The 15,939-nt window shown below is 45.7% G+C and carries 14 protein-coding genes and 1 pseudogene; 13 read left to right on the top strand and 2 right to left on the bottom strand.

The genetic code is table 11. From position 1 onward, the window contains the following. Positions 1–55 precede the first annotated feature (55 nt). Positions 56–586 (bottom strand): endonuclease SmrB, encoded by a 531-nt coding sequence (gene smrB / locus AB4583_RS17105; protein WP_017064096.1) that lies wholly within the window; start codon positions 584–586, stop codon positions 56–58. Positions 587–648: 62 nt separating this feature from the next. Here smrB and prmB point away from each other — a divergent pair, with 62 nt between their 5' ends. The 11 genes and pseudogenes from prmB to AB4583_RS17050 form a co-directional block, all read left to right on the top strand. Further along, complete coding sequence (gene prmB / locus AB4583_RS17100) at positions 649–1,581, top strand: 50S ribosomal protein L3 N(5)-glutamine methyltransferase (protein ID WP_372118485.1); 933 nt, start codon at positions 649–651, stop codon at positions 1,579–1,581. A gap of 253 nt (positions 1,582–1,834) precedes the next feature. Next, positions 1,835–2,476 (top strand): LysE family translocator, encoded by a 642-nt coding sequence (locus AB4583_RS17095; protein WP_017060639.1) that lies wholly within the window; start codon positions 1,835–1,837, stop codon positions 2,474–2,476. Positions 2,477–3,011: 535 nt separating this feature from the next. Continuing rightward, positions 3,012–4,469, top strand: coding sequence for a protein adenylyltransferase SelO (locus AB4583_RS17090; protein ID WP_372118482.1), 1,458 nt, complete (start codon positions 3,012–3,014; stop codon positions 4,467–4,469). A 159-nt stretch (positions 4,470–4,628) separates the two neighbouring features. Then, on the top strand, positions 4,629–5,357 hold the full coding sequence (locus tag AB4583_RS17085; RefSeq protein ID WP_017060637.1) for a response regulator: 729 nt from the start codon (positions 4,629–4,631) through the stop codon (positions 5,355–5,357). 45 nt (positions 5,358–5,402) lie between these two features. Continuing rightward, on the top strand, positions 5,403–6,848 hold the full coding sequence (locus AB4583_RS17080; protein ID WP_017068960.1) for an ATP-binding protein: 1,446 nt from the start codon (positions 5,403–5,405) through the stop codon (positions 6,846–6,848). A 111-nt stretch (positions 6,849–6,959) separates the two neighbouring features. After that, complete coding sequence (locus AB4583_RS17075) at positions 6,960–8,207, top strand: ABC transporter substrate-binding protein (RefSeq protein ID WP_372118477.1); 1,248 nt, start codon at positions 6,960–6,962, stop codon at positions 8,205–8,207. A gap of 181 nt (positions 8,208–8,388) precedes the next feature. After that, a complete protein-coding gene (locus AB4583_RS17070) occupies positions 8,389–9,327 on the top strand; it encodes a carbohydrate ABC transporter permease (protein ID WP_017060634.1) in 939 nt (312 codons plus the stop codon). Beyond that, complete coding sequence (locus AB4583_RS17065; protein ID WP_371963563.1) at positions 9,324–10,181, top strand: carbohydrate ABC transporter permease; 858 nt, start codon at positions 9,324–9,326, stop codon at positions 10,179–10,181. Before AB4583_RS17070 ends, AB4583_RS17065 begins: the two co-directional genes overlap by 4 nt. A gap of 6 nt (positions 10,182–10,187) precedes the next feature. Continuing rightward, positions 10,188–11,300: an ABC transporter ATP-binding protein gene (locus tag AB4583_RS17060; RefSeq protein ID WP_017066148.1), complete on the top strand. Its 1,113-nt coding sequence runs from the start codon at positions 10,188–10,190 to the stop codon at positions 11,298–11,300. A gap of 270 nt (positions 11,301–11,570) precedes the next feature. After that, positions 11,571–12,938 carry a GTPase HflX gene (hflX, locus tag AB4583_RS17055; protein ID WP_017071725.1) on the top strand — a complete coding sequence of 456 codons (1,368 nt, stop codon included), beginning with the start codon at positions 11,571–11,573 and terminating at the stop codon, positions 12,936–12,938. Between the two features lie 33 nt (positions 12,939–12,971). Continuing rightward, positions 12,972–13,367, top strand: a pseudogene (locus AB4583_RS17050) (4'-phosphopantetheinyl transferase superfamily protein); the annotation flags it as partial. A gap of 2 nt (positions 13,368–13,369) precedes the next feature. Here the strand turns inward: AB4583_RS17050 and AB4583_RS17045 are convergent. Continuing rightward, positions 13,370–13,777: a thioesterase family protein gene (locus AB4583_RS17045; protein ID WP_136979270.1), complete on the bottom strand. Its 408-nt coding sequence runs from the start codon at positions 13,775–13,777 to the stop codon at positions 13,370–13,372. 346 nt (positions 13,778–14,123) lie between these two features. Between AB4583_RS17045 and AB4583_RS17040 the strand changes: the two genes are divergently transcribed. Further along, complete coding sequence (locus tag AB4583_RS17040) at positions 14,124–15,119, top strand: TRAP transporter substrate-binding protein (RefSeq protein WP_372118470.1); 996 nt, start codon at positions 14,124–14,126, stop codon at positions 15,117–15,119. A gap of 64 nt (positions 15,120–15,183) precedes the next feature. Then, positions 15,184–15,939, top strand: a complete 756-nt coding sequence (locus AB4583_RS17035; protein ID WP_029235189.1) for a TRAP transporter small permease — start codon at positions 15,184–15,186, stop codon at positions 15,937–15,939.

The following is a 15,939-nucleotide window of genomic DNA, read 5'->3' as shown; positions in this document are numbered from 1 at the left end:
TATGATTGGGATGCCCTTTGTTGTTTTTTGGTGAGAGAGAGTTTGTTAACCAGAATTACTTCTCAGGAACCGAAAGCAAGACTAACAGCGCGCCATTGCCGCCAAACTCTAACGGCGCTTGGTGGAAAGCCATCACGTCTGGGTGCTGTGCTAACCACAAAGGCACCTTCTGTTTAAGGATGTGTTTACCGATACCGTGTTGAACACAGGCACACGCCACGCTCTCTTTCACGCAGTGCGCAATCATCGCGCCAAGCTCACGTTTGGCTTCTTGTTGAGTCATACCATGCATATCGAGATACACGTCAGGCACGTAGACACCACGACGGAGGCGCTTGACCTCATATTTAGAGACATCATCACGCGCATAACGCGTCGGACCGTCTTCGCTAAGATGCGGAATGAACTCATCCGAGAAATAAAACTCGCTATCACTGGCTTGTCTTGCCGTTCGAGTAATTTCTTTTTGCTTGGCATTTCTTTTTGGCTGCTGGACTATGGTATCCTGTTGCAACTTTTTAACGCCCTTTACTGCATCGTTGAACAGGGCGAAATCGTCATCGAAGTCGGTGTCTTTTTTGCTCATCAGGTTATGAATTCTAATTAGAAACGTAATTAGCAGTATTGTAGCGCTTTTCGGAGACAATTTTGGATAAGATTTTTGTAGAAGAAGCGGTATCAGAACTACACACGCTTCAAGATGTGATTCGTTGGACTGTTAGCCGCTTTAACGCAGCGGGCCTATTTTATGGTCACGGCACTGATAACGCGTGGGATGAGGCAGTACAACTTATCTTACCTACTCTTTATCTGCCGATTGATGTTCCTTCGCATGTGATGAGCTCTCGTCTAACGAGTAGCGAACGTCTACGTATTGTTGAGCGCGTAATCAAGCGTATTAATGATCGTACACCAACGGCTTACCTAACCAACAAAGCTTGGTTCTGTGGTCTTGAGTTCTTCGTTGATGAGCGCGTTCTTGTGCCTCGTTCTCCAATTGGTGAGCTGATCGAAGCTCAATTCCAACCTTGGTTAACTGAAGAGCCAACTCGCATCATGGATATGTGTACGGGTAGTGGTTGTATCGCTATTGCTTGTGCTCACGCATTCCCAGACGCTGAAGTAGATGCGATTGATATCTCTACTGACGCATTGCAAGTTGCAGAGCAGAACGTTCAAGATCACGGCATGGAGCAGCAAGTGTTCCCAATCCGTTCAGATCTTTTCCGTGATTTGCCAAAAGAGAAATACAACCTGATCGTATCGAACCCACCTTACGTGGACGAAGAAGATATGAACAGCCTGCCAGATGAGTTTACTCACGAGCCAGAACTTGGCCTAGCAGCGGGTACAGACGGTCTGAAATTGGTTCGTCGCATCTTAGCTAATGCACCAGACTACCTAACTGACGACGGTATTCTTATCTGTGAAGTTGGTAACTCAATGGTTCATATGATGGATCAGTACCCAGAGATTCCATTCACTTGGATTGAATTCTCTAACGGTGGTCATGGCGTATTCATGATCACTCGTGAGCAGCTTGTTGCTTGCGCTGATGAGTTCTCTATCTACAAAGACTAGGTTTCAATTATTAGGTTAGTGCCCCTATCTTAGGGCTGTAAGCTTAGAACCTGACATCTAGTAAGACGTTCGATTTGAAACGTTTTTATTTAAACGCCATGCAGCAATGCATGGCGTTTTTTATTGCCTAGATTAAAGATGTTTGCATTTATATCGAAGACGTTAAGCGCAATATTTAGTTGATTAATATGAGGGCTTATTACATATTGGTGTTTAATATTTAGTCGTTTTAGTGAGTTAAGGAGGATTCACGATGAGCTTTGATACATGGATTTATTATTTATTAGCGGTGCTAATTTTAACGGCATCACCAGGCCCAAGTTCTTTATTGTGCATGACCAAAGGTGTGCAATCTGGCTTTAAATTATCGATATTTACTGCCTTGGGGAGCTTAACTGCGATTACTGGTATTTTAACTTTATCGTTTACCGGGCTAGGGGTAATTATTGCTTCGTCTGAAGTGGTATTTAATGTCATAAAATGGACTGGTGCAGCTTATCTGATCTTCCTCGGTTGGAAGTCTCTGCGCTCTAGCCAACAAGATTATGACAAGTTATCGGATCAACAAGGCGGTGCTCAATCTGTCAAAGAAAGCGCTGCGCAGCATTACTTAAGTGGCTTTATTGTTGGCGCGAGTAACCCCAAAGCTATCTTGTTTTTTACTGCACTTTTCCCACAGTTTATTGATCCCTCAATTGCGCTATTACCACAGTTTACCGTGTTTGCTTTTACCTTCGCAGTGATGGAATTGTCTTGGTTATTGGTGTATGCCTACTTGGGGGCGAAGTCGTCAAATTGGTTGTTTGCGAAAGGTCGAGCCAAGGTCTTTAATCGTGTCACTGGAGGTGTCTTTATTGGGGCTGGCGCACTGCTTTCGACGACCAGTCGAGCATAACTTTCTGTTTTATCAGAGAGGTGAATGGTTACAGAATATTCTTGATGCTGTCATAAAAGGTTAACATTAATGTGCTTGCTGCTTTTGGCGAAAAGCCGATATATTGTAGTTACACCATCACGTTCTCAAGGAGAGACATATGCAGCATCAAGAAATGATTCAACACAGTAACTTTGGCGTAATCAGTCGTACTTGGATTTTCTCTACCCTTTCTCTAGTGGGTATTCTTGCTCTAATGTAGTCAGCTTCATGGCTCTATAGTTTTAGTTTTTATTATGAAATCACTTGTTAAAAAGTCTTCAAAGTCAGAACTCTTTCTCTTATAAATGTGGCTTTTCTCATCAGGCTAGCCACTTAACTTTTTCTTAGTCATCTTCTTCTAGCAAGCATCCCCCAGTAATTTACTCCTAGTCACCACTTTCTTCCTGTGGAATGGTTTATCACCTTACCTCTATAAACAAGCGCCATCGCACTTCTGAAGTTGTTACGAAACTGTGATAATCTTAAGTTATCTTTTATCTACAGTGTATCTCTCATGTCTGTCTGGGATTCTATTTCATTTAACAATCGATTTACTGCATTACCTCGACTGTTCTATACCCCAATCCAACCAACTCCGTTAAGCAATGTCCAATGGCTCGCCTGGAATCAAACCCTTGCAACTGACCTTGGCTTTCCGTCATTTGAGAGCGCTTCAGAAGAATTGCTAGATACCTTGTCTGGCAATGTGGAACCAGAGCAGTTTTCGCCTGTAGCAATGAAATACGCAGGCCACCAGTTTGGTTCTTATAACCCGGATTTAGGTGATGGAAGAGGGCTGTTATTAGCTCAAATTGTCGCGAAAAGTGGCGAAACGTTCGATTTACACCTTAAAGGTGCCGGTAAAACGCCCTATTCACGTATGGGCGATGGACGCGCTGTTATTCGATCAACCGTTCGTGAGTACTTATGTAGCGAAGCGATGGCAGGGCTCAATATCCCAACCACTCGCGCGTTGGCTATGATGACCAGCGACACACCGGTATATCGAGAGAAGCAAGAGTGGGGCGCATTGTTGGTGCGTGCTGCCGAATCACACATCCGTTTCGGTCACTTTGAACATCTGTTTTATACCAATCAGTTGGCTGAGCATAAGTTGCTGGCCGATAAAGTCATTGAATGGCACTTCCCTGAGTGTCTCGATGAAGAGAAACCCTACGCTGCTATGTTTAATCAGATTGTTGACCGTACCGCGGAGATGATTGCGTTGTGGCAAGCGAATGGTTTTGCTCATGGCGTGATGAACACCGATAACATGTCGATCATCGGGCAAACTTTCGATTATGGCCCGTTCGCGTTTCTTGATGAATATGACCCAAGATTGATCTGTAATCACTCGGATTACCAAGGTCGTTATGCTTTTAACCAGCAGCCAAGAATAGGGCTTTGGAACCTGTCGGCACTGGCTCACTCACTTTCTCCGCTGGTGGATAAGGCCGACTTAGAGGCGGCTTTAGAGCAGTACGAACCGCAAATGAACGGTTACTTTAGTCAGATGATGCGTCGTAAGTTGGGGCTACTTTCGAAACAAGAAGGCGACAGTCGTTTGTTTGAATCTATGTTCGAGCTGATGTCGCAAAACAAAGTCGACTACCCAAGGTTCTTTAGAACGCTATCGAACCTAGACACCTTGTCGCCACAAGAAGTGATTGATCTGATAATTGATCGAGAGGCAGCAAAACTGTGGGTAGATAACTACTTACAACGCTGCGAATTGGAAGATAGCTCAGTGGCCGAGCGCTGTGAAAAGATGAGACAAGTAAACCCGAAATACATCCTCAGAAATTACCTTGCTCAACTGGCGATAGATAAAGCTGAGCGCGGTGATAGCAGCGATATTGATGCACTAATGGTGGTGCTGGCAGACCCTTATGCGGAACACCCGGATTATGAATACCTTGCGGCTCTACCTCCTGAGTGGGGTAAAGCCATGGAGATCAGCTGCTCTTCATAACCAACCAATAGCGGATTAAGCCCTAAAGATTCAGATAGAGGTCACTAAGTTGTGATCTTTATCTGTTTGTTCTTCTAACTTTACAAACATGTCAATAATCAAACAATCGGCCAGCCTATACACTATGTGAATAAGTTGTAAATTTAATAGGTTTGGGCGATGCCAACAAATACTCGAATTCTCGTGGTGGATGATGATCAAGAAATCCGCGAGCTGCTGGAAGAGTACCTCACAAAATCTGGTTTCGATGTTTCTTCTGTGGGAGATGGTGTTGAACTAGAAGCTCATCTGCAAAACCAAGGTTATCCAGATCTGATTCTGCTTGATGTGATGCTACCCGGTGACGATGGTTTTACCTTGTGTCAACGCGTCCGTAAGCAATCGAATGTGCCTATCATCATGCTGACTGCCGTATCGGATGAAACCGACCAAATTATCGGCTTAGAAATTGGTGCTGATGATTACATTGCCAAGCCGTTTAGCCCTCGTCAGTTAATGGCGCGTATCAAAGCGTTGTTGCGCCGCGTTCAAGTGGTGGATGACAAGACAAGTGATGCATTGCCAAAACAGATTGTTTTTGGTGATTGGACGCTTGATACGTTAGCGCATCGAATTTCCCACAATGAAAACTCGGAAGAGATGGATTTGTCGGGCAGTGATTTTTCTCTGTTGATGTTGTTCTTAACTCGCCCTAACGAAGTTCTCGACCGTGACACTATCTCATTCGCGACCAGAGGCCGTGAAGCGTTGCCTTTTGAGCGAGGCATTGATGTGCAGCTTAGTCGTCTGAGAAGCCGATTGGGCGACAGTGGCAAGTATCCTCACTACATCAAAACCATGCGCGGTAATGGCTATATCCTCGCTGTGCCTGTTCAGTATGAACACTGATAATCAAGTGATGTTAATGAGCACCTCGGCAATGAAGTATTTCCTATGAACGGGTTGAGTCGGTTAAAGCCAAACTCTTTGGTTGCCAGAACATTGTTACTGACCTTGTTAGCTGTGGTGATAGCTCAAGGTATCGCAACGTCTATTTGGTATAGCGAATCCAAACACAAAGAACTGGAGGGGATTCGTTCTGCCTCTTCAAGCATGGCCAATATGTTTGCCTCGACGGTGACTTTCTTCCAGTCTCTGCCCGTTAAATATCGCCATATCGTGTTGGATCAAATCCGTAATATGGGCGGTACGCGCTTCTTCGTTTCTTTCAATAAAGAGGCGTTGATTGTCGAACCGATCCCTGATACCCGTTTAAAAACCGCCTCGATTGAAGCGATAGAAAGTGTTTTGAGTAGCAAGCTCAATAAAGTCGAATCAGTGCGGGTTGATTTCTCTCGCCCTGAACATCTTCGTTTGCTTAAAAATGACATCTACTTGAGCGATCTCCCACGATCGTGGGCACATCATACTTTAACCTTAGAACCTCTTAACCCTCCTATTCTGGTTGTTCAGATAGAATTAGCCAGTCATGAATGGGTGTATATCGCCGCGTTGTTGCCTGCGCCTTACGTCAAACTCGACGATACGATTCTCGGCAGAGAACAGGTGATCTTCTTAGTTTCCTCGACCCTCATTCTTTTGGTTTTGACTTACTTGATGATTCGTCGGCAAGTACGCCCTCTTAAAAAATTAGCAAGAGCGGCCAATGAGATGAGTATGGATATTCAGCAGCCGCCACTTAACGAAGAGGGGGCTACTGAGCTGGTGACGGCGACCCGAGCGTTTAATCGAATGCAGCAACGGATTCGTCGCTATGTTGCCGACCGTGAGCACCTTTTCTCTGCAATCTCACATGATTTAAAGACACCAATAACACGGCTTAGATTGCGTGCAGAGTTGTTGGAGAGTGAAGTAAAGAAAGACAAATTCAACAAAGATCTCGATGAGCTTGAGATGATGGTTAAAGGTGCTTTGCAAGCGGTAAGAGACACCGATCTACACGAGAATAATGCCATTATTGACCTCAACGAAATGGTACTTGCAGTGATTGAATCTCATAACCAGTATCAGACAAAGGTTGAGTTCGAGCCGGTCGTCATTGAGCCATTGGTCGCTAAACCACTGGCGATAAAGCGTGTACTCACCAACTTAATCGACAACGCGGTTAAGTATGGTTCCTCAGCAGTTGTTGAAATCAGCGGTGATGATCTTTGGGTGGTCGTGACCATTCAAGACCGTGGTCTCGGTATTCCAGAAGACAAGCTAGAGTTAGTTTTTGAACCTTACTTCAGGCTCGCCACTGACGACCAAGGACACGGTTTAGGGCTTGGAATCTGTCGAAACATCCTACACGGACACGGCGGAGATCTCATTATTCGTAACTCCCCTCAAGGCGGCTTAGAAGCTAAAGTCTATATTCCACGCGGCCTAGAAGTTTAATGTAACAATTGTGTTACATTGAGCTTACCTTTTGTTTCAATCTTACAAATCAGAATAAGTAGACTCTGTATTGAACCGGACGTCGAGTCCGCTAAAACATGGAAGATAATAATGAAAATCAATAAAACCCTACTTACTCTATCTCTTCTTGCTGCCTCAACATTTTCTCAAGCTGGTGAAGTGGAAGTGCTTCACTGGTGGACTGCCGGTGGCGAAGCGAAATCCGCAGCGGTACTGAAAGAGATGATTGAAGATCAAGGCCATACTTGGAAAGATTTTGCTGTTGCTGGTGGCGGCGGTGAAAGTGCGATGACTGTTTTGAAAACTCGAGCAGTATCGGGCAATCCTCCATCTGCGGCACAGATTAAAGGTCATGATATTCAAGAGTGGGGTGGTTTAGGTTTTCTAACGTCTCTCGATGCGACTGCTAAACAAGAACAATGGGATGAGTTACTGCCAGAGGTGGTAACCAAAGTCATGAAGTGGGACGGCGAATATGTGGCGGTTCCTGTCAACGTTCACCGTGTTAACTGGCTATGGGCGAACCCTGTTGTTTTAGAAAAATCAGGCGTGACGGTTCCAACTACGTTAGATGAGTTCTTCGTTGCTGCAGACAAGATTAAAGCGGCTGGCTTCATTCCACTGGCTCACGGTGGTCAACCTTGGCAAGACGCGACGGTATTCGAAGCGGTGGCACTTGATGTGCTAGGCAGTGAAGACTACAACAAAGCGTTCGTTGACCTGGATATGGACGTGTTGTCTGGTGACAAAATGGTGGAAGTATTCACCAAGTTCAAAAAGATGCGTGATTACATCGACAGCAACTCTCCGGGTCGTGATTGGAACGTAGCAACTTCGATGGTTATCAATGGCGAAGCGGCAATGCAGATCATGGGTGACTGGGCGAAAGGTGAATTTACTGCGGCAGGCAAAGTACCGGGTAAAGATTACATCTGTGCACCAGCACCGGGCACTGATGGCCAATTCACTTTCAACATCGATAGCTTTGCGTTCTTTGAGCTGAGTGACAAAGAGAACCAAAAAGCGCAGCAAGACCTAGCGAAAACCATTCTTACCAAAGATTTCCAAGAAGTCTTCAACCTTAACAAGGGTTCTATCCCTGTACGTCTAGATATGGACATGTCTAAGTTCGACCAATGTGCGTTGGATTCAATGGCAACCTTCAAAGCGAGTGCGAAATCTGGCGATCTTGTTCCGAGTATGGCTCACGGCCTAGCGACAACAAGCTACGCTCAAGGCGCGATTTACGACGTGGTAACCAACTTCTTCAACGAAAAAGATGCCGATCCAAAACAAGCGGCGGCTAAGTTAGCGAAAGCTGTGAAAGCGGCTATCTAATATAACTTGATAAGCGACACACAACGCACGTGAGTGACGGGTTGTGTTGCTTTACCAAACCCCCAGGGTGGGTAGGCTCGTAGGGAGCCTATCTACTCTTCACTCCCAATTCTGATATGCGTGATGCTGATGTGGTGCCGAAAGGTAAGCCATTGGCTCGATTGTGCAACAAGGATAAGTTATGGAGCATGTTTTGACTGAGTCGACTCCAAAACCCACAAGGAGCCAGCCTGCGCCCAAGCCTAGCTTTGCTGACAGGTTGCAACATTGGTTACCCAAGATTGTACTGGCGCCGACCGCGTTAGTGACCGTGGTGTGTATCTACGGCTATATATTCTGGACGGCGGCGCTGTCGTTTACGAATTCTCGATTTTTACCGAGCTTCAACTTTGTTGGTTTAGCTCAATATGAAAAGCTGATGGACAACGATCGCTGGATCACCTCAATCACCAACCTCGGTGTGTTTGGTTTTCTGTTCATGGCGATTGCTATCTTGTTGGGTGTGGGTTTGGCGGTATTGCTTGACCAGAACATCCGTCAAGAAGGCGCGATTCGTACCATTTATTTATACCCAATGGCCTTGTCATTCATCGTGACGGGTACCGCTTGGAAATGGATTCTCAATCCGGGTCTTGGCATTGAAAAACTGATGCAAGATTGGGGCTTTACCGACTTCAAATTCGATTGGTTAGTCGACTCTGAAATGTCGGTCTATACCTTGGTTATCGCAGCACTTTGGCAGTCGTCAGGCTTCGTGATGGCGATGTTCTTAGCCGGCCTTCGTGGCATTGATTCTTCAATCATCAAAGCCGCTCAAATTGATGGGGCAAGCTTACCCACTATTTATCTGAAAATCATTCTACCTTGCTTGCGCCCTGTGGTTTTCAGCGCGGTGATCATCACCTCACACATTGCGATTAAGAGTTTCGACCTTGTGACCGCGATGACAGCGGGTGGCCCAGGTTATTCATCGGATCTTCCTGCGCTATTCATGTACGCACACTCATTTACGCGTGGACAAATCGGCCTTGGTGCTGCCAGTGCCATGATGATGCTTGCTGGTATCTTAGCGATTCTCGTGCCTTATCTTTACTCTGAACTTAGGGAGAAAAAGTCATGATGAATAACATCAATTTTGCTCGAATCTTTATTTATTCAACACTGCTTTTCTTCTGCTTGGTGTATCTAATGCCATTGTTTGTCATGGCGCTGACCTCATTCAAAACTTTGCCAGACATTAAGGCGGGTAACTTGATGAGTTTGCCGAAAGAGTGGGTGTTTGATGCTTGGTATAAAGCGTGGGATACCGCTTGTACGGGCGTAAAATGTGAAGGCATCAAAGGTTACTTTTGGAACTCATTCCAAATGGTGATTCCTGCGGTCGCAATCTCAACATTGCTCGGAGCATTCAATGGTTATGTAGTGACGAAATGGCAATTCCGAGGCTCGAATCTGTTCTTCAGCTTACTGTTGTTTGGTTGCTTCATTCCGTTCCAAGTGGTGCTACTACCAATGGCAACCATGCTCGGCAAGATGGGGCTAGCGAACACAACCATCGGCTTGGTGATTGTGCACGTTATCTACGGTATGGCGTTTACAACTCTGTTTTTCCGTAACTTCTACATCTCGATTCCGGATGAATTGATCAAAGCAGCAAAACTGGATGGTGCAGGCTTCTTTACCATTTTCTTCAAGATCTTATTACCGATCTCTACGCCTATCATCATGGTGACGGTGATCTGGCAGTTCACCGCAATCTGGAACGATTTCTTGTTCGGGGTGGTGTATTCCGGCTCAGAGACTCAGCCAATCACCGTAGCATTAAATAACTTAGTCAACACCAGCACGGGCGTTAAAGAATACAACGTTGATATGGCTGCCGCGATCATCGCCGCGCTGCCAACGCTGTTGGTGTATGTCTTCGCAGGAAAATATTTTGTTCGTGGCCTAACGGCAGGATCAGTAAAAGGATAATTACCCATGGCAACATTAGATTTAAAACAGATCCGTAAAACCTATCGCAACGCGGACAACGAAACGTTAAAGGGCATCGACATCAGTATCGATTCGGGGGAGTTCTTGATACTTGTCGGCCCTTCGGGGTGTGGAAAATCCACCCTAATGAACACCATTGCTGGGCTAGAAAATATTAGCTCGGGTGAAATCGTGATTGATGGTGTTGACGTGGCCCAGGTTGAACCTAAAGACCGCGACATCGCGATGGTATTCCAGTCGTACGCACTTTACCCAAACATGACGGTACGCGGCAATATCGCCTTCGGCTTGAAGATCCGCAAGATGCCACAAGACGAAATCGACGCAGAAGTGAATCGCGTCGCTGAAATGCTACAAATCGAACAACTGCTTGATCGTAAACCATCGCAGCTATCTGGTGGTCAGCGTCAACGTGTCGCTATGGGGCGCGCTTTGGCGCGTCGTCCTAAGCTGTATCTGTTCGATGAGCCGCTTTCTAACTTGGATGCCAAGCTACGTGTCGAGATGCGACACCAGATCAAACGTCTGCACCAAAAGCTGAACACCACCATTGTCTACGTGACCCATGACCAAATCGAGGCGATGACCTTGGCTGACCGTATTGCGGTGATGAAAGATGGTGAACTGCAGCAACTCGGTACGCCGCAAGAGATCTACACCAAGCCAAATAACATGTTCGTGGCGGGCTTTATGGGTTCACCATCTATGAACTTCATTAAGACCATGGTGGATTTGGATGATGAGCAGAATCCGATCATCAAAGTAACGGGTACAGCTGAGCAAGAGCACCACATTCGATTACCACAAAGCATGCGTGAGCAAGATGGCAAAGAAGTGGTGATTGGCCTGCGCCCTGAACATATTACCGAGCAGGAAAGTGAAGATGTGTCGGCAACGACCAAGCTAGACTTGCAGTTAGAAGTGCTAGAACCAACAGGGCCAGATACGATTGCGATGGTGAAAGTGAACGACCAAGAAGTGGCATGTCGCTTGTCGCCAGAATTTGAAGTGTCAGTTGGGCAAATGGCGCCGCTGCATTTTGACTTATCAAAGGCGGTATTCTTTGATGCTCAGACTGAAGCGAGAATTGATTTTTAGTTTTTGAGACAGTAGCTCAATGAGAGTCTAAGCTTTAGCAAAGGCAGTATCACTAATTACTAATAAGTAACGTGATGCTGTCTTTTTTGTTGTTTTAGCCTGTTTTATTTCCTCACGAAAACAGAGGGATAAACGAGATAAATGGATTAACTGCAATAATATCGCTAATTAGCCTCCGTTAGCTCTATAAAGCTGACCGAGAACAGCGTAGGATCGCGCTACTTTAGACCAAATACTAGGTTGCACATTAGTGCATAAACAGAAGAATACATGAAACTAACAGCAAAACCCTCAGCTAGTAACGCTTTACTTATTTCTATTACGACACCGGACTTCAAAGGTGACGAAGCAAAAGAGTCTCTTGCCGAACTTGCTCGCTTAGTAACAACCCTAGGGTTTAAAGTGGTCGGTACACAATCACAGCACCACAGTTCAACACAACGACAAAACGTGTTGGGCGCAGGTAAGCTTGCAGAAATTGCACACTTAACCGGTTACCAAGGTTCGATTGAAGAAGCCGAAGATGAAGATTTTATCGATGAGTCTTTTGATTTTCGTGCTGGTATCGATGAGTTAGATTTTGATGATCTTCCATCTGAAGACGTGGAGTTTGGTACTGCTGACGTAGTGGTATTCGACTGTGATTTGAGCCCATCTCAACTGCGTAATGTAGAAGCTCACTTGGGTGTCGAGGTGTTTGACCGTACTGGTATCATCATTGAGATCTTCAGCCGTCATGCTCGTACTCGTACCGCACGTCTGCAAGTTGAAATCGCTCGCCTAAACTACCTAGTGCCTCGACTGCGTGAGACGGCCGACGGTGATAAAGAGCGTCAAATGGGTCAGGGTGCAGGTGAAACTTCACTAGAGCTAGACCGCCGTAAAGTACGTGACCAAATTGCTGCACTTAAGCGTGAGCTGGTTAGCGTACAAGACGAAATGAAGAACCGACGCACTCAGCGTTCGGAGCTTTTCACTGTTGCTCTGGTTGGCTACACCAACGCGGGTAAATCTTCGATGATGCGCGCTATGACCGCAACCGAAGTGAGCGGTGAAGATAAGCTATTCGCGACCTTAGATACCACGGTTCGTGCACTTCAGCCGATCACTCAGCCGCGTATCTTAGTGTCAGATACGGTGGGTTTCATCAAGAAACTGCCACACGATCTGGTTGCTTCATTCCACTCAACACTAGCAGAAGCGCATGATGCTTCATTACTGCTTTATGTGGTTGATGCTTCTGATGTTTCATTCCGCGCACAGCTTGATGTGGTACACGAAGTATTAGCGCAAGTGGGCGTTGAAGGCAGCGAAAAACTATTGGTACTGAACAAGTGCGATAGATTGAGCGAAGAAGAACAGTTAGAGCTGATTGAAGAATTCCCAGATGCAATGCTGACCTCGACTCGTGACCCGCTCGATATCACTAAACTACACAAGTACATTGTGGGTGTGGCTGAACAAGGCATGATCGAAGAAGAGATCACGATTCCTTATTCTGGACAAGGCATTATCGGTGAGATTCGCTCAAACATGAGTGTGGTGAAGGAAGAATACGACTACGAATGCATCAAGCTTACTGTACGCTCAAGTGCAATTGATTTAGCGCGCTTGAAAAAGCGTATGCAGAAGTCTTGATCGTCTATCTAGTTTAGATAAGAACGTCCAAAGAAAAGTCTGCAGAGAGAGCGTTTTTTCGATCTTTGGGCGCTGAAGGAGTCGTATATCAAAGCGACAGGCAAGGGGCTAGCCACATCGTTGCGAAGCTTCTCGTTCGATTTCTCTAATTTGACCAAGCGAACATTTTTGACCAAGCAAGTAGTGGAACTCAGTTCGTCAGGCTTTCAATCAGGCTTGTATCGCGAAATCAGGCTACATAGCGGGATTGGGTTGAATTTGGATTCTGCTCAACAAGACGATAGTTCCACAGATTGGCAGTGTTGCTTAGGGCGGCTGGATGAACAGTATCGCTTTGCGGTGACGCTTGGCGGGAATTTGCTCCCCATGCAGATAGAGATGAGAACCTTTTCGTCGTCTCATCTCTTTACGTCTATGTGGATAAAATAAAGTTAGCTCGACTCTCCAAGCATCGCTTGTAATACTTCAGCGGGTACAGGCTGAAGTTGTTTGTCTTTATCTAGGCAAACCATCTCGATATCACCAATCACGGCAGGTTTGGTTGCATCTTTACGCCATACCTCTTGTCGCCATAAGGTTTTGTATTTGCCATCGAGCTCAAAAGAGGTTCGGATATCGCAGATCTCTGCGAACTCAACGCCGTCTTGAAAGGTCATATTGGCTTTATACACCGCAAACCCCAGTCCATGTTCATTCCACAACTCTGCCAGTTTATCGCTGCCCAACACATGCTCGCGCGCACGCTCAAAGTATTTAAGAAAGTTAGGGTGATAAACCACACCTGAGTGATCGGTATCTTCGTAGTAAATCTGTACTGGGTGATGGTAGATCTGACTCATGGGTAGCAACTCTTGGTAAGTAGTGGATCAGTAAATCTGACTAAGTTGTGCAGCACTCTACAGGATAGGTTGAAATTACTTCAAGGCATCATCGTGAAAGGGGCTTTTGGTCAGACCTCATTTATCACTGATGCTTTGGTCAACTCCCACCCATTTACAAATATTCTATGTGTCATTTTCCACCCATTAATTTTTGTAGCGAGTTAGCGACAACTGCAGGCAGATCTGATGAAGCCTTGCGGTTAAGGGCCTGTTAATGAATTGTGTCAATATGGCGCGCTAATTGCCTTAGTGAAAGCACGCAGTTCCCATTGAAGGGCTGCTTTGTTTACTAAGGAGAATAATAATGTTTAAGCCTCTTACCCTGCTGTCTGTATCTGCTCTGGCGCTCACAAGTTTTAATGCTGCTGCAAACTGTGACCCAGGTGAAATCGTGATTAAATTCAGTCATGTAACCAATACCGATAAGCACCCGAAAGGCATTGCCGCTTCTTTACTGGAAGAGCGAGTAAACAGGGAAATGAATGGAAAAGCTTGTATGCAAGTTTTCCCTAACTCAACACTTTACGATGATAATAAGGTACTGGAAGCCCTGTTAAATGGTGATGTTCAAATGGCGGCGCCATCGCTGTCAAAATTTGAGAAGTTCACTAAGAAATACCGCATTTTTGACCTTCCTTTCCTATTTGAAGACGTAGAAGCCGTTGACCGTTTCCAAAACTCAGAATCTGGTGAAAAGCTGAAGAACGCGATGAAGCGTCGTGGCCTGCAAGGTCTTGCGTTTTGGCACAATGGCATGAAACAGATGTCGGCGAACAAACCTCTTATCAGCCCTGAAGATGCAAAAGGTTTGAAATTCCGTGTTCAAGCATCGGATGTATTGGTGGCTCAGTTTGAACAACTAGGCGCTAACCCACAGAAGATGTCTTTCAAAGAAGTATACGGTGGCCTACAAACTAAGGTTATCGATGGCCAAGAGAACACATGGTCAAACATCTACGGTAAGAAGTTCTTTGAAGTACAAGACGGCGTGACAGAAACTAACCACGGTATCCTTGATTACCTGGTAGTAACGTCGAACGACTTCTGGAAAGACCTACCTGAAGATGTACGCACACAGCTTGGCACTATCGTTCAAGAAGTGTCTGAGACGCGTAACGCAGAATCTTCAAAAGTTAACCTAGCGAACAAAAACAACATCATCGAAGCGGGTGGTGAGGTTCGTACACTTACGCCTGAACAGCGTGAAGCATGGGTAGCTGCACTTCAACCAGTATGGAAGAAGTTTGAAAAAGACATCGGTTCAGACCTTATCGATGCAGCGTTAGCTTCAAACCAATAACACCGCTAAGGGAGTGGCGAGTATTCGTCACTCCTTATTAAAACAATTATAAGCGGAGTCAATTATGGAAAAGCCTCAAATGGAACAACCAAATTCTAGCGAATCAGCACTGGAAACCTCTCTTTTTTCCAAAGTCGGAAGAGTTACGGATGTGATTGAAGAGTCACTAATCGCATTTTTCCTTGGCGCAATGACGCTACTTACTTTTGCCAACGTGGTATTTCGATACGCATTCAATGACAACATCTTATGGGCACTGGAACTGACCGTGTTCATGTTTGCTTGGATGGTGTTAGTGGGCGCATCTTATGGCGTTAAAAAACACTTCCACATTGGTGTTGATGTGATCATCAACCTTGCCCCAGAAAAGCTACGCAAAGTGTATGCGCTCATCGCCGTGACAAGCTGCCTAGCATTTTCAATCTTACTTCTTATCGGTTCTTGGAATTATTGGTACCCATTCGCGACCGATCGCGCATGGTACGAGACCGACGATATTCCAATGCCAGAGATGCTTCAGTTTCTTGCTGACTGGCTGAATGAAGGCGAGCGATACGAGAAACTGCCACGTTTTATTCCTTATATGGCGCTGCCGATTGGTATGGCAATGCTAACGTTCCGTTTTGCTCAAGTTGCTTACCAAGTCGTCACAGGCAAGCTTGACCGCATGATTGCAGGACACGAAGCCGAAGAAGAGCTGGATGCGTTGAAAGCAGACGTGCTAGCGGGCCCTGACGAAGATGCAACAGCGGTATTGAATTCGACTCCGCAGAACAAAGCGAATGAGTCGAGTACAAAATCTAACGGTAAGGAAGACTAA

It is taken from the genome of Vibrio sp. 10N.222.49.C12 (assembly GCF_041475025.1).
Classification (GTDB): domain Bacteria; phylum Pseudomonadota; class Gammaproteobacteria; order Enterobacterales; family Vibrionaceae; genus Vibrio; species Vibrio crassostreae_C.
This window is presented reverse-complemented; position numbering and strand designations above follow the sequence as displayed.